We start from the raw sequence: 14,222 nt of genomic DNA on the forward strand, positions 1-14,222 counted from the left end.
GAGACGCTGCTATCGCAGCTCCTCAGGATGAGGGTGAATGTGGAAATGGCCGTAGTTTCTTACTGTCGAAGGTAGCGAAGGGGCCTCACTCCGCGGTCTTTGTTTGCGGCAAAGCGTTTTCGCCGCCGAGGGCGGCGGTCAGTGCTGCCGCTGCCGTCTTCACCGCGTCGGCGAAGGGGGCGATCCTGTCCGGGCTGACCCGGCTTGTCGGACCCGAGACGGAGAGCCCGGCAACGGCCTCGCCATAGTGATTGAACACGGGCGCCGCGATGCAGCGCATGCCGAGGTTCTTTTCTTCCCCGTCGATCGAAAACCCGCGCGCCCGGATCGCTTCCAGGTCCGCAGCCAGCAGATCCGCGTCACACAGCGTGTGCTCGGTGAAACGCTCCCGGTCGGTCTGCTTCAGAATGCGCTTGCATTGATCTTCGTCCATGAAGGCCAGCAGCGCCTTGCCGATGCCGGAGGCATGCAGCGGCGACAAGGTGCCGGGCGGGAAGAACGCACGAATGCTTTCGTGGGTTTCCACCTGACTGACGAACAGCACCTGGTCCGCCTGCGCGACGCCCAGATTGGCCGTTTCGCCCGTCTGCTCCATCAGGGAGCGCAGGATTGGGCGGGCCCGCTCCACCAGACTGGTGCGCCTCAAAAATCGTGCACCGATAATGAAAGCGCCCGGGCCTATGTGCCAGAGCTGCTGGGCCTGATCGAACTCCACCAGGCCGCGTGTCTCCAGCGTGAACAGGATGCGGTAGAGCGTAGCCGTGGATTCGCCAAGCTGGTCCGACAGGGCCGACAGCGAGACGCCGGACTGGGTGCTCAGATGCTCGAATACGGCCATTGCCCGGTCGAGCGACTTGATGGTGTTCTGCTCGGTCTTGTCGTCCCAGGCGCGTGGTCTCCCACGGGCACGTCTTGTGGCGGAACTGTCGGGTTTGGGGTCTATCATCAGCTCACTTTTTCAGAAATTGAAAAATCAATTCACCATATGAAAAATATAACATACTGACAATACTGATAGTTTTCGCAAAATCCATTTTTGAAAAAATATTTTAAAAAAATTGCGGCGAGTTGCCTCCGCGCGATACCGTTTCTCAAAATTCATAAGAGGAAACGGCCATGAGCTTCCAAAATCCTGTTTTCATTCCCGGCCCCACCAACATGCCGGAGGCGCTCCGCAGAGCCTGCGACATGCCGACTCTGGACCATCGCTCGCCGCTGTTCGGACAGATCCTCCAGCCTGCGCTTGCCGGCGTCAAAAAGGTGCTGAAGACGGAAACCGCCGAGGTATTCCTGTTTCCCTCGACCGGCACCGGCGGCTGGGAAACCGCGATCACCAACTGCTTGAGCCCCGGTGACAAGATCCTGGCTGCCCGCAACGGGATGTTCAGCCACCGCTGGATCGACATGTGCCAGCGCCACGGCCTGAAGGTTGAGGTGGTCGAGGCGCCCTGGGGCACGGGATTGCCTGCGGACCGTTATGAGGAAATCCTCACGGCGGACACCAGTCACGAGATCAAGGCGGTTCTGGCAACCCACAACGAAACCGCGACCGGCGTCAAATCCGACATTGCCGCCGTGCGCCGTGCGCTGAATGCCGCGAAGCATCCGGCGCTGTTCTTTGTCGACGGCGTCAGCTCGATTGCCTCCATGGATTTCCGCATGGACGAATGGGGCGTCGATGCTGCGGTCACCGGCTCCCAGAAAGGCTTCATGCTGCCGCCGGGCCTCGCCATCATCGCCCTATCGCCTAAGGCGCAGGCCGCTGTTGAAAGCGCCCGGTTGCCGCGGACCTTCTTTGATGTGCGCGACATGATGAAAGCCTACGCGTCGAACGCCTATCCCTATACGCCAGCTGTCGGCCTGATGAACGGTCTGAAGCAGAGCTGCGACATGCTGCTGGCTGAAGGGCTTGAGAACGTCTTTGCCCGCCATCACCGCATTGCCGAAGGCGTGCGTGCCGCAGTCCGGGCCTGGGGCCTGGAGCTTTGCGCCCGGTCACCGGACATCTATTCGGACTCTGTCAGCGCGATCCGCACGCCCGAGGGCTTCAACGCCACCGGCATCGTGACTCACGCCGCAGCGAAATACGGCGTCGCCTTTGGTGTCGGCCTCGGAGAGGTCGCGGGCAAGGTTTTCCGCATCGGCCACCTGGGCAGCCTGACCGACGTCATGATGCTGTCGGGTCTGGCCACAGCCGAAATGGTCATGGCCGATCTCGGCCTCGACATCAAACTGGGGTCCGGTGTTGCCGCAGCCCAGGAAGTCTATCGCAGCGACAGCGCCATTGCCTCGAAGGAAGCCGCATGAAAACCGACGCCCTGACCCAGTACATCCCGACGCTTGAGGATATGCTCGTCGCCCATGAGCGCATCAAGCCGTATATCCACCGCACGCCGGTGTTGACTTCGTCATTCCTCAACGAACTGACCGGCGCGGAGCTGTTCTTCAAATGCGAGAACTTCCAGAAGGCGGGCGCGTTCAAGGTGCGCGGTGCATCCAACGCCGTCTTTGGTCTGGACGAGGAAACCGCCAAGGCCGGTGTCGCCACCCATTCCTCCGGCAACCACGCACTCAGCCTGTCCTATGCGGCCGGCCGAAGGGGCATTCCCTGCCACGTGGTGATGCCGAGAACGGCGCCGCAGGCCAAGAAGGACGCGGTTCGTGGGTACGGTGGCATTATCACCGAGTGCGAGCCCTCCACCTCCAGCCGCGAAGCGGTCTTTGCCGAGGTCGAAGCCCGCACTGGTGCGGAATTCGTTCACCCCTACAATGACCCGCGTGTCATTGCGGGGCAGGGCACCTGTTCCAAGGAATTGCTGGAGCAGACAGACGGCCTCGACGCAGTGATTGCCCCGATCGGCGGCGGTGGCATGGTCTCCGGCACCTGTCTGACCCTGTCGAACCTGGCACCTGACGTGAAGATCTATGCCGCCGAACCGGAGCAGGCGGATGATGCCGCCCGCAGCTTCAAGGCCGGTCACATCATTGCCGACGATGCACCGGACACGGTCGCCGACGGATTGAAAGTGCCGCTCAAGGAGCTGACCTGGCACTTCGTCTCCAATCACGTCACCGACATCCTGACCGCGTCGGAACAGGAAATCATCGACGCCATGCGCCTGATCTGGGCGCGGATGAAGATCGTCATGGAACCTTCTTCCGCCGTGCCACTGGCAACCATCCTGAAGAACAGGGACGTCTTCGCCGGAAAACGCGTCGGCGTCATCATCACCGGCGGCAATGTCGATCTCGGCAAGCTGCCCTGGAGCATCCTGTGTTCCGAGGAACGCAGCTAAGATGCGCCATTGCTTTAAAAACGATCAACTTTTCAGCATTCGGATGAAATCCGAACGCTGGTTGATCCGGACCGTTTGAGCCACTTGGAGAAGTACAAAATGAACGCACAAACCGGATTTGAAAAACTCGAAGTCGGCTATGACATTCCCGCCGTGCCCGGCATGGATGAGGCCGATATCCAGACGCCTTGTCTGGTGCTCGATCTCGATGCGCTGGAGCGCAACATCAAGAAGATGGGCGACTATGCCAAGGCCCACGGCATGCGTCACCGGGTGCACGGCAAGATGCACAAGTCGGTGGATGTCGCCAAGTTGCAGGAACGCCTCGGTGGTGCCGTCGGGGTGTGCTGCCAGAAGGTTTCGGAAGCCGAAGTCTTCGCCCGTGGCGGCATCAAGGACATCCTGGTGTCCAACCAGGTGCGCGACAAGGCCAAGATCGACCGCCTGGCCCGGCTGCCCAAATTCGGGTGCCGCACGATCGTCTGTGTCGACGATCTCGCCAATGTTGCCGACCTGTCGGAAGCAGCCGTCAAACACGGCACCACGCTGGAAGTCTTCATCGAGATCGATTGCGGCGCAGGGCGCTGCGGCGTGACCACGAGTGACGCCGTCGTCGAAATCGCCAAGGCGGTGGACGCGGCAAGCAACCTGAAGTTCACCGGCATCCAGGCCTATCAGGGCGCCATGCAGCACATCGACAGCTTCGAAGCCCGCAAGGAAAAGCTCGACATTGCCATTGCCATGGTCAAGGACGCTGTGGAGGCGCTGAAGATGGTAGGCCTGGAACCGGAGCTCGTTTCCGGCGGCGGCACGGGTTCCTATTATTTTGAATCCAATTCCGGTGTCTACAACGAGCTGCAATGCGGCTCCTACGCCTTCATGGATGCGGATTATGGCCGCATTCTCGACAAGGACGGCAAGCGCATCGACCAGGGCGAATGGGAAAACGCCTTCTTCATCCTGACCCAGGTGATGAGCCACGCGAAAGCCGACAAGGCGATCTGCGATGCGGGCCTGAAAGCCCAGTCCGTCGACAGCGGCCTGCCGGTCATCTACGGCCGCAGTGACGTCGAATATGTCAAGTGCTCGGACGAGCATGGCGTCATCGCCGACCCGAACGGCGTCCTGAAGGTCGGCGAGAAGCTGAAGCTGGTGCCTGGACACTGCGACCCGACTGCCAACGTTCACGACTGGTATGTCGGCGTGCGGGGCGGCAAGGTCGAGACGGTCTGGCCGATCTCGGCCCGTGGCAAGGCTTATTGAGGACCACGAGCTCCCAGCTGCTCGTCATTGCCGGGCTCGACCCGGTAATCCATGCCGTGATCTTTCCGCACGTCGAAGCTTTTCGAACGAATGGGGCACGGCATGGATGCCATGGTCAAGCCATGGCATGACGGCGGTGGAGTTTGTCACACCAACCACCTCCTCATCCTGAGGAGGGCTGACAAGCCCGTCTCGAAGGATGGGCCAAGAATTCCGGAACAAGTGGCCCATCCTTCGAGATGCGTGCAAGGCGCGCTCCTCAGAATGAGGTCTTTAGACGTTCAGGGTCAGAACCCTCTGGAGACACATATGATCATCGTTCCTGAAAAGGAAATCGCAGGCCTCATCGGCCGCCAGGAATCCTTTGACGCTGTCGAAAGCGTCTTTGCCGCCATGGCGAGTGGGGCAGCCTGTAATTTTCCGGTTATCCGTGAGGCCATCGGCCATGCCGATGCGCTTTATGGCTTCAAGTCGGGCTTCGACCGGTCTTCGCTGGCGCTTGGCCTGAAGTCCGGTGGCTACTGGCCGGGCAACATGGCAAAGGGCCTGACCAACCACCAGTCGACCGTGTTCCTGTTCGATGCCGATACCGGCAAGGCAAAGGCCGTTGTCGGCGGCAACCTGTTGACCGCTCTGCGCACGGCGGCAGCCTCTGCGGTTTCCATCAAGCATCTCGCACGCAAGGACGCGAAGGTGCTTGGCATGATCGGGGCCGGTCACCAGTCGGCATTCCAGATGCGGGCGGCCGCCGAACAGCGCAGCTTTGAAAAGGTACTCGGCTGGAATCTTCATCCGGAAATGCTGGTGCGCCTGGAGGCAACCGCAAATGAGCTCGGTCTGCCTTACGAATCTGTCGATCTGGCCAGGCTGGGTGCGGAAGCCGACGTGATCATCTCGATCACCTCCAGCTTTGATCCGATCCTGATGGAAGAGCACGTCACGCCGGGCACCCATATCGCCTGCATGGGCACGGATACCAAGGGCAAACAGGAAGTCGATACTGCCCTTGTTGCCAAGGCCAAGCTCTTCACGGATGAAGTCGCTCAGTCGGCAACCATCGGCGAATGCCAGCATGCGGTCGCCAGCGGAATTGTCTCTGAGGACAATATAATTGAGATCGGCGCCGTCATTAATGGTAATCATCCGGGCAGGATCTCGCAGAGCGATATTACGCTTTTCGACGGGACCGGCGTCGGCCTTCAGGACCTTGCCGTGGCGTCTGCTGCGGTCGATCTGGCAATCCAAAAGGGCGTCGCGATCGAAGTGGATTTCTAGACGGACCGTAGACAATGCGGATTGTGATCAACGGGTTCGGCCGGATCGGTCGGACCCTCTTGCGTCAAGTGATGAAACTACCCGAAGCGGAACGGATCGAGGTGGTGCGGATCAACGATATCGCACCGCTGGAAACCTGTGCCTATCTCTTCAAGTATGACAGCGTCTTCGGTCCCTGGCCGGGCGACGTAACGGCGGGCGAGGGCACCTTGACGGTGGACGGGCGCGAGATGGTGTTTTCCGCCGAACACGATCTGTCTGTTCTCGATCTTTCAGACATCGACGTGGTGCTGGAATGCACCGGCAAGGCGGACACGCGCGAGATCGCAGAACGCGGTCTGAAAGCAGGCGCGGCCAACGTGCTGGTGTCCGGTCCTTCCAGGGCCGCCGACATCACGCTGGTGCTTGGTGCGAACGAAGATCAGCTCGGCGATCACCGCATCGTCTCAAACGGCTCCTGCACCACCAACGCACTCGCCCCTCTGCTGCGCGGCCTGGATGATGCCATCGGCATCAAGAGCGGGCATATGACGACCATCCACTGCTACACGGGCAGCCAGCCGATGGTGGATGCCCCGCGCGGGCCGCTGGAGCGCAGCCGCGCAGGTGGTGTCTCGATGGTGCCGACCACCACCAGCGCCACCAAGCTGGTCGGCAAGGTGCTGCCGCAGCTTGAGGGCAAGATCAGCGGTGCCGCCGTCCGGGTGCCCGCGATCAGCGTGTCCGCCGTCGACCTGACGGTGACACTGGCACAGCCCGTCAAGGCACCCTTCAATGATAGACTGCTCGAGATCTTTTCCGGCAATCCGGTGATCGGCTTCGTGCAGGACCACGTGGTGTCCACGGACATGCGTGCGCGGCCGGAATCCCTGGTCATTCACCTGCCCGAAACGCTCGAGGCCAATGACCACCAGGTGCGTATTTTCGGCTGGTACGACAACGAATGGGGCTTTTCCGCCCGCATGATCGACATGGCCCGGCTGATGGCGGGGCGGTAAGGGGGGAGAAGCCGCAAGCTCTCCTGTCACCGTCGTTCCGGATCAGTGCAGCATCGCTGCAACTTGATCCGGAACGCAGCTGATCTGTGTCAGCGCAGCGAACACCTCAGAAGAAGACTTGGCCGCGCTTTCAGCGCGAAATATGTCTGGATTCCGGATCTGCGTCCGGCTGCGCCTCCCTTGTCCGGAATGACGGAGGGGAAAATTTCCAACTGCTGAAACGCCTGAAATTCTTCCCTGCGAACCCTCACCATCGTCATCCCGGCCAAACGAAGTGCGAGCCGGGATCGGGGAGCCCCTGGACCGGATCATTTCACATTATCAAGTGAAAAGCCCCGGCACCTGGTTTCGGATCTCCGCGCCCAGGAAGACGGGCGACAGAAATAAAAAGGGCCGCTCAGGCGGCCCTTTCTCATCCTCATGTAAAGCTTGGCCCTACGCCGTTTCTTCCTTCGGCAGGGAGCCGCGTCCGTGGCCGGAGAGACCGCCGGAGACCTCTTCGGTGGATTCGTCGGAGAGTTCCTCCGGCAGCACCAGGTTGAGGACGATGGCGATCAGGGCTGCCGGCAGCAGGCCGCTGGTCAGAAGGATGCGTGCGGTGTCCGGCATGTGCTGCAGGGCGCCCGGTTCCAGCTGAAGGCCGAGGCCGATGGACAGCGAGATGGCGAAGATCACCATGTTGCGCCGGTTCCAGTTCACATCCGACAGCATCGAGATACCGGCGGCAACAACCATGCCGAACATCACGATGACACCGCCGCCGAGAACCTCGATCGGAACGGTGCGGATCACCGCGCCGACCTTCGGGATCAGACCGCAGACGATCAGGAAGATCGCGCCGATGGTCACGACATGGCGGCTCATGACGCCGGTCATGGCGATGAGGCCGACGTTCTGGCTGAAGGAGGTGTTCGGGAAGCCGCCGAAGAAACCGGCAATGGCCGTGCCGAGACCATCGGCAAAGGTCGCCCCGGCAATTTCCTTGTCCGTGGCTTCACGTCCAGCGCCGCCCTTGGTGATGCCGGAAACGTCGCCAACGGTTTCCACCGCTGAGACGAAGGCCATCAGGCAGAAGCCGAGCACGGCTGCAAACGAGAATTCGAAGCCGTATTTGAACGGCTGCGGCAAGGCAAAGACGGCTGCACGGTCCCAGGAGGTCGACACAGCTTCGAACGTCAGCATGCCGGTGGCCAGCGCGAAGATGTAACCGGCGATCAGGCCGAGCAGAACCGCGGAGACGGACATCATGCCCTTGCCGAAGAACTTCAGCCCGAGCGTCACCACGATCACCACCAGGGCGGCAGCCCAGTTGAGCAATGAGCCGTATTCCGGTGTGCCGATGGCTGGAACACCGCCAGCGGCATACTGGATGCCGACCTGGACCAGCGCGAGACCGATCATGGTCACCACAAGCCCTGTGACCAGCGGCGGCAGGGCAAAGCGGATCTTGCCGATGACGAGACCCAGGCACGCATGGAAAAAGCCGCCGATGATCACGCCGCCGAAGAGGGCTGCAAGACCGTCGACGCCCTTGCCGGCAACGAGCGGGATCATGATCGGCAGAAACGCGAAGGACGTACCCTGAACGATGGGCAGGGCCGCACCGACCGGGCCGATGGTGATCGTCTGCAACAGGGTCGCGACCCCGGCAAAGACCATGGACATCTGGATGAGATAAAGCAGTTCGGGAAAATCGGGTGAATTCGACCCGAAGCCGAAACCGGCTGCACCGGCCACGATGATGGCGGGTGTGACGTTGGAGACGAACATGGCCAGGACATGCTGGATGCCAAGCGGGATCGCCTTGTAAAGCGGCGGTGTGTAATTGGGATCCCGGAGCTGCGCCGGAGATCCGATCGATGAATTAGACATTTCTGCTCCTCTGAAGGTCGTGCGAACGTCTCCGCCTCGTTGAGCGGGCGGGGATCGTTCTGAAAGGGAGGCCTATTCCTTGTTATCGGCCTCCACTGTCCAAGGGTCGGGAAACCAGTGTTCCTCCAGGTTGGCTCCTTCCCCGATGCGGTCCACGACCGCGTAGCGGCCCGCTTGCCAGAGCGGTGCCAGAACTCCGTGCCAGGTGCCGCGATACAGGTTGATCGCCTGCCCGGGCTGGCTGATGAATGCCTTCAGGTTGACCGGCTGGCCGTTCTCGTCGTCCGCGACGACAACCAGCATCGGCACACCGTCCAGCGGAATGAAGGCCTGACTGCCTTCCGGGTGACGCTCGACCATGTCGACGACATAGGGAAACGACCGGGCCTTGGCATCGAACAGGCTGATGCCTGCCCGGCCAGTGCCGAAGTCGAGCTTTGCCCGGTCATGATGACGCCCACACATGCCCTGATTGATGATCTTGTCAGGCGCGCCCGCCACCTCGAGGACATCGCCATAGGCGGCGAAGGCCTCTGCGGTCAGGGGCGAGGGGGCGATGACACGGCTCACTGGAAAAGGTCCTTGAGCCGGAACTGGGCGATCCGTTCCACCTGGCGGCAGGCTTCGCCGAATTCCGTCGCCCGGTCGTTGTCGATCCGGCGCTGGAAAGCGGCCATGATCGAAGCCTTGTCATGATCGCGCACCGCTATGATGAACGGGAAGCCGTGCTTTTCGACATAGGCATTGTTCAGCCGGGTGAAGGTCTCGCGCTCCTCGTTGGTCAGCATGTCGAGACCGGCGCTAGCTTGCTCGTTGGTGCTTTCCGCCGTCAGGCGGCCAGCCTGGGCCAGCTTGCCGGCAAGATCCGGGTGGGCGGTCAGAACGCCGAGGCGCTCTTTCTCGCTTGCGGACCGGAACATCCGGCACAGCGCGTTGTGAACACCGGCGGAACAGTCATGTGCCGGGCCAAGTTCCAGCTCGAAGGCGCGCTCGGCAATCCACGGAGAATGCTCGAAGATGCCGCCGAAGGTTTCGACGAACTCGGCTTTCTCCATGCGGCTGGGGTGCAGGCCCTTCTGCGGGGGATGGGTCTTGGCCCAATGATCCGCGATCTCGATCCGGCGCGGACACCAGACGCCGTCATGAGCCTGGATATGGTCGATGAATTTCTTCAGAGCCATGATCTTGCCCGGACGGCCGACAAGGCGGCAATGCAGGCCGATGGACATCATCTTCGGTGTGTCCGTCTTGCCTTCTTCATAGAGCATGTCGAAGGCGTTCTTCAGATAGAGGAAGAAATCCTCACCATCCGTCCATCCTGGCGCCGTCGCGAAGCGCATGTCGTTGGCTTCCAGCGTGTAGGGAATGATCAGCTGATCGCGGCCGTCGGCATCCAGCCAATAGGGCAGATCGTCATCATAGGTGTCTGAAATATAGGCAAATCCGCCTTCCTCCGCGACGAGGCGGACGGTGTTTTCCGAGCAGCGGCCCGTGTACCAGCCGAGCGGACGGCTGCCGACCACTTCTGTGTGCAGGCGGATGGCCTCGGCGATGGCCGCACGTTCCTCGTCCTCGGGCATATCCTTGTGCTCGACCCACTTGAGGCCGTGGCTGGCGATTTCCCAGCCGGCGTCCTTCATGGCCTGCACCTGTTCCGGGCTGCGCGCGAGCGCGGAGGCGACACCATAGATAGTCAGCGGAATGCCGGCCCGTGTGAAAAGCCGGTGCAGGCGCCAGAAACCGGCGCGCGCCCCGTACTCGTAGATGGATTCCATGTTCCAGTGACGCTTGCCCTGCCACTGGGCAGCACCTGGAATATCGGACAGGAACGCCTCGGACGCCGCATCGCCATGCAGCACGCAATTCTCGCCGCCTTCCTCGTAGTTCAACACGAACTGGACAGCGACCCTGGCTCCGCCCGGCCACTTTGGATCCGGCGGGTTCTGACCATAGCCACGCATGTTCCGGGAATAGCGATTCAAGACGGACCTCCTCGTGATACCAACGTGTTTTGAACCAAGCAAAGACTGTGCCTCATTCAAGGGGCTGGCATGTTGTCTTCTTATAAAACAGAATAATGGACATGACTTTCTCGTCTTTTTAGAAAGTGCTTCCTGTGAACCACGGGTGCCCTTCGATTAAGGCCCACAGCATCATGCGCGCAAACTGACATTTGGAGGAAGCCAAGATGGCCGGTTACCTGACGACTCACGTGCTCGACACCGCCCAAGGGTGCCCTGGAAAAGGCATCAAGATCGATCTTTATGCAATCGAGGGTGACAGCCGGACCTACATACGAAGCCTGCAAACCAACGACGACGGCCGCACCGACAGCCCGATCCTGCCGAAAGACGAATTCAAGACCGGAACCTACGAGCTGGTGTTCCATGTCGGCGCCTATTTCGACGCCACTGGCATTGCTCTGCCGAAACCGAAATTCCTCGACACGGTGCCCCTGCGCTTCGGGATGTCCGAAGAAGCGCATTACCACGTGCCGCTGCTGGTCTCACCCTTCAGCTATTCGACCTATCGGGGGAGTTGAGGAGGGGCACCGGTTCGAGTGTTTTCCAACGTTACCGCCTCATCCTGAGGAGCGAGCCTGCTCGCGTCTCGAAGGATGGGACCCTTGCTCCGAACAAGTGGCCCATCCTTCGAGACGGACCCAAGGTCCTCCTCAGGATGAGGTTTTTGCTGGGTTGGAAGCATCGGCATCCTCGGGTAGGGCAAAATTATCTAGACAAGGCTAATCGATTTCTTTCTGCTTGCCACGGACCTCCTGGAAGGCCTCCGAAGGCAATCCATCTCCCATGTGCTTCTTGATTATGATTTCCCGGTGCGGGTACGGGATATTGACGTTGTTTTCCTTGAAGGTGTCCCAAAGCGCCAGCAGCACCTTGCCGCGTACGTTGGTCAGGCCCTGTTGCGGGTCGCGAATCCAGAAGCGCAGGACGAAGTCGAGCGAACTGTCGCCGAAGCCAGTCAGCCAGCAGACCGGGCGCCGGGAGCCTTCAACCCGGCCGACCGTCATCGCCGCTTCGATGGCAAGCTTTGAGACCTCATGCGGGTCGGCATCGTAGGAGACGCCGAAATTGACGTCGAGGCGGACGAGTTCGTCGCTGAAGGACCAGTTGATCACCCGGTGGGTGATGAAGTCCTCGTTCGGGATGAGGTATTCGCGTCCATCCCGGGTGACGACGGAAACGAAGCGGGCGCGCAACTCGCGGATCCAGCCGAATGTGCCTTCCAGCGAGATGGTGTCGCCCGGTTTGATCGACTTGTCGAGCAGGATGATGATGCCGGATATGAAGTTGGAGATGACCTTCTGCAAGCCGAAGCCGAGACCGAGGCCGACCGCTCCGGTGAAGACGGTAAAGGCGGACAGATCGATCCCGACCGACGACAGCGCGATCGTGCCGGCCACCAGAATCAACCCGAATTTTGCGACCTTGCCGATCAGCACGCGGATCGACGGTGTCAGTTCGTCCGACTTTTGAACCTGCTCATCGAAATAACGTCCAAGAATGACGGCGACCCAGATGGTCGCAATCAGAAGCAGCACCGCCTTGAGAATCAGCAGCAACGACAGCCGCATCTCGCCGAGGGGCAGAGCCATGCTGTCGAGAAAACTGCCGGCCTCGTCGTCAAAGCCCAGAATGACCAGGGCAACATAGATCCAGGCGAGCCAACTGAGCGTTCTGGCAACCAGCCGGTTGCGGATAACTCTCGAAAGAACAGCAACAAACAGCCAGGCGAGCGACAGAGAGAGCGCAATGGCGATGAAATGGCTGCGGCTCGGCCACGTGACGGCGCGCATCACCGTAAGCGCGATGAACAGGAACAGGCTGAACAGGATCCATTCGGTCCGACGCAGCATAGCAATCACCACGCGTAGCAGACCCGGATGTCCCCTGATCTCGCGGGCGCGCGCTTCGAGCCTGGGTTCGACGCGAAGGCTCAGCACCTTGGCCAAGCCGAACAGAACCGCGATGATGGCGACCTGATAGGCAAACCAGGGCGCAGTCAGATAGCTGAGCGCAAGCATGCCCCAAGAGTGAAGTTCAGCAATGAAACCTTCGAGGTTCATGAACGCAGCCGTCCGTCTGTTTCCAGATGAAGCATCAAGAGCTTAACAGCATTCACGGCGCGTGGCCAAGGCGGGTGCAAAACCCCTTGTCTTCAGCGAAGGATACGATGCCGTGCCCCGGCCGGTTCACTCAGACGGCGCTCATGTGTGCCTAACATCCAGATCCACCCGGAAGCGCGATACCCAGTCGGCACTGGTGGCATCCGCCAGTTTGGTCACGCCGGGCACGACGCCATCCGCCGCGGTCTCCTTCAGGCCGAGGTGCTGGAGGACAAGGCGCAAGGTCGCCTGCGGGTCTGCCGAAAGGGCATCATATGTGATTCTGAGCGGGGCAATGCGCTGACTTTCGAACCAAGCCTGCCAGTCGCTCTCAAACCGGGTGAAGCGCTCGTAGCAGGCGCGGATCTCGGCAGCGTCATAGTGGGCTTCGCGCGGCTCAGACAAACGCTCCAGTTCGGTGCCGTCCGGGGCTCTGTGCCAGAGGCCGGATTGCTCGGCCCGAACGAAGGAGACCGCCTGTTCGACTTTGTCTGTCCGGGTCAGGTGAATGAACAGCGTGTTACCGAAGACAGCCTCAAGACGCGCCAGATCGCTGGGAGCGTCCGGATGCAGGCAGGCGAGCTGTTTCATGAAGAAATCGAAGCTGTGCCGCTGTAACCGCAATCCGAAGAGGCCGGTGCCACCTGTGCCTAATTCGATGGCCGCCGCAAATATCCGGCGCCGGAACTCCGCCTCGGGCTCGTCCGGCGCCGCCGCAACGCCAACGCCTTCGCTCCACGCCGTCAGAGACGGCTCGTGGAAATAGGACCTCGGATGCCCGGCAACGTCCGTTGCCGACAGAAGTTTGCACAAGAGCGTGCTGCCGCTTCGCGGCGAAGTGCACAGGATGTAGGACGAATACGCAGGCATTGGATCTTCCTGTCTGCGATCTGTGACAGGTGCAAGACACAAGCGCCATGGAAAGACACTTGCCGGGGATCTGGCCCTGAAAAGGTGGCGGATTTTCTATTCGGGGTGTCCGGCGAGCAACACCTTGCCAACGGCTCTCCCCCAACACCCTCCTCAGGATGAGGTGGTGGTTTGAAGGACCACAGCTGTGGGGGGGGAGGACACATGTAACGAGCGATATCAGCAGGGGCGGTGGAAACAATGAGGGAACAGGAGGCATCTGGTTCAGGCTCTCCCCCCCCAAAAAAAAACCCTCATGCTGAGGAGGACCGGGAGGTCCGTCTCGAAGCATGGGCGGCAAATTCGGAGCTGGTGGCGCATCCTTTGAGACAGCGCTTTACGCTTCCACAGGATGAGGGGGCAAGCACTCGGCGTGGAAACCGATAAGAGTGTTCACTCGCAAAGATCATCTGATACGGGTCGCGTCGCAACTAGCCCGGAACCGGCCTTTTTCCCGCTGAAAGAAAGCTGCGCTGCCCTCCTATG

At 60.7% G+C, this 14,222-nt stretch carries 12 protein-coding genes; 6 read left to right on the plus strand and 6 right to left on the minus strand.

Translation table 11 applies throughout. The features are described from left to right. Positions 1-85: 85 nt before the first annotated feature. Positions 86-946 carry an HTH-type transcriptional regulator BhcR gene (gene bhcR, locus SIAM614_RS14430; RefSeq protein WP_006935544.1) on the minus strand — a complete coding sequence of 287 codons (861 nt, stop codon included), beginning with the start codon at positions 944-946 and terminating at the stop codon, positions 86-88. 170 nt (positions 947-1,116) lie between these two features. Here bhcR and bhcA point away from each other — a divergent pair, with 170 nt between their 5' ends. The 5 genes from bhcA (at position 1,117) to SIAM614_RS14455 (ending at position 6,832) form a co-directional block, all read left to right on the plus strand. Next, positions 1,117-2,307 (plus strand): L-aspartate--glyoxylate aminotransferase BhcA, encoded by a 1,191-nt coding sequence (gene bhcA, locus SIAM614_RS14435; protein WP_006935547.1) that lies wholly within the window; start codon positions 1,117-1,119, stop codon positions 2,305-2,307. Then, positions 2,304-3,296 carry a beta-hydroxyaspartate dehydratase BhcB gene (bhcB, locus tag SIAM614_RS14440; RefSeq protein WP_006935548.1) on the plus strand — a complete coding sequence of 331 codons (993 nt, stop codon included), beginning with the start codon at positions 2,304-2,306 and terminating at the stop codon, positions 3,294-3,296. The genes bhcA and bhcB overlap by 4 nt, the downstream gene beginning before the upstream one ends. Before the next feature lie 99 nt (positions 3,297-3,395). Continuing rightward, positions 3,396-4,559 (plus strand): 3-hydroxy-D-aspartate aldolase BhcC, encoded by a 1,164-nt coding sequence (gene bhcC, locus SIAM614_RS14445; protein ID WP_006935549.1) that lies wholly within the window; start codon positions 3,396-3,398, stop codon positions 4,557-4,559. A gap of 309 nt (positions 4,560-4,868) precedes the next feature. Beyond that, on the plus strand, positions 4,869-5,834 hold the full coding sequence (gene bhcD, locus SIAM614_RS14450; protein WP_006935550.1) for an iminosuccinate reductase BhcD: 966 nt from the start codon (positions 4,869-4,871) through the stop codon (positions 5,832-5,834). A 14-nt stretch (positions 5,835-5,848) separates the two neighbouring features. Next, the gene (locus SIAM614_RS14455) at positions 5,849-6,832 is read left to right on the plus strand and encodes a type I glyceraldehyde-3-phosphate dehydrogenase (protein ID WP_006935551.1); all 984 of its coding nucleotides are present in this window, start codon (positions 5,849-5,851) and stop codon (positions 6,830-6,832) included. A 435-nt stretch (positions 6,833-7,267) separates the two neighbouring features. On the opposite strand, the gene SIAM614_RS14460 is transcribed toward SIAM614_RS14455, so the two are convergent. The 3 genes from SIAM614_RS14460 to puuE all read right to left on the minus strand — a co-directional run bounded on the left by SIAM614_RS14460 (position 7,268) and on the right by puuE (position 10,665). Then, entirely contained in the window at positions 7,268-8,704 is a 1,437-nt protein-coding gene (locus SIAM614_RS14460; RefSeq protein ID WP_006935553.1) for a uracil-xanthine permease family protein, read from the minus strand. 72 nt (positions 8,705-8,776) lie between these two features. Then, positions 8,777-9,274 (minus strand): ureidoglycolate lyase, encoded by a 498-nt coding sequence (locus tag SIAM614_RS14465; protein ID WP_006935554.1) that lies wholly within the window; start codon positions 9,272-9,274, stop codon positions 8,777-8,779. Beyond that, entirely contained in the window at positions 9,271-10,665 is a 1,395-nt protein-coding gene (gene puuE / locus SIAM614_RS14470; RefSeq protein ID WP_006935555.1) for an allantoinase PuuE, read from the minus strand. Before puuE ends, SIAM614_RS14465 begins: the two co-directional genes overlap by 4 nt. Positions 10,666-10,892: 227 nt before the next feature. On the opposite strand from puuE, the gene uraH reads away from it, so the two are divergent. Continuing rightward, positions 10,893-11,246, plus strand: coding sequence for a hydroxyisourate hydrolase (gene uraH, locus SIAM614_RS14475; protein ID WP_040440347.1), 354 nt, complete (start codon positions 10,893-10,895; stop codon positions 11,244-11,246). A gap of 201 nt (positions 11,247-11,447) precedes the next feature. Here the strand turns inward: uraH and SIAM614_RS14480 are convergent, their stop codons facing one another. Then, positions 11,448-12,788, minus strand: a complete 1,341-nt coding sequence (locus SIAM614_RS14480) for a mechanosensitive ion channel family protein (RefSeq protein ID WP_006935557.1) — start codon at positions 12,786-12,788, stop codon at positions 11,448-11,450. A gap of 141 nt (positions 12,789-12,929) precedes the next feature. Next, entirely contained in the window at positions 12,930-13,697 is a 768-nt protein-coding gene (locus SIAM614_RS14485) for a Stf0 family sulfotransferase (protein ID WP_006935558.1), read from the minus strand. Positions 13,698-14,222 lie beyond the last annotated feature (525 nt).

Source organism: Roseibium aggregatum IAM 12614 (genome assembly GCF_000168975.1).
Lineage (GTDB): Bacteria > Pseudomonadota > Alphaproteobacteria > Rhizobiales > Stappiaceae > Roseibium > Roseibium aggregatum.

What these genes read in the sequence shown, in the direction of transcription:
- bhcR (WP_006935544.1), bottom strand. Translation starts at nt 946, where the DNA reads ATGATAGACCCCAAACCCGACAGTTCCGCCACAAGACGTGCCCGTGGG.
- bhcA (WP_006935547.1), top strand. Translation starts at nt 1,117, where the DNA reads ATGAGCTTCCAAAATCCTGTTTTCATTCCCGGCCCCACCAACATGCCG.
- bhcB (WP_006935548.1), top strand. Translation starts at nt 2,304, where the DNA reads ATGAAAACCGACGCCCTGACCCAGTACATCCCGACGCTTGAGGATATG.
- bhcC (WP_006935549.1), top strand. Translation starts at nt 3,396, where the DNA reads ATGAACGCACAAACCGGATTTGAAAAACTCGAAGTCGGCTATGACATT.
- bhcD (WP_006935550.1), top strand. Translation starts at nt 4,869, where the DNA reads ATGATCATCGTTCCTGAAAAGGAAATCGCAGGCCTCATCGGCCGCCAG.
- SIAM614_RS14455 (WP_006935551.1), top strand. Translation starts at nt 5,849, where the DNA reads ATGCGGATTGTGATCAACGGGTTCGGCCGGATCGGTCGGACCCTCTTG.
- SIAM614_RS14460 (WP_006935553.1), bottom strand. Translation starts at nt 8,704, where the DNA reads ATGTCTAATTCATCGATCGGATCTCCGGCGCAGCTCCGGGATCCCAAT.
- puuE (WP_006935555.1), bottom strand. Translation starts at nt 10,665, where the DNA reads ATGCGTGGCTATGGTCAGAACCCGCCGGATCCAAAGTGGCCGGGCGGA.
- uraH (WP_040440347.1), top strand. Translation starts at nt 10,893, where the DNA reads ATGGCCGGTTACCTGACGACTCACGTGCTCGACACCGCCCAAGGGTGC.
- SIAM614_RS14480 (WP_006935557.1), bottom strand. Translation starts at nt 12,788, where the DNA reads ATGAACCTCGAAGGTTTCATTGCTGAACTTCACTCTTGGGGCATGCTT.
- SIAM614_RS14485 (WP_006935558.1), bottom strand. Translation starts at nt 13,697, where the DNA reads ATGCCTGCGTATTCGTCCTACATCCTGTGCACTTCGCCGCGAAGCGGC.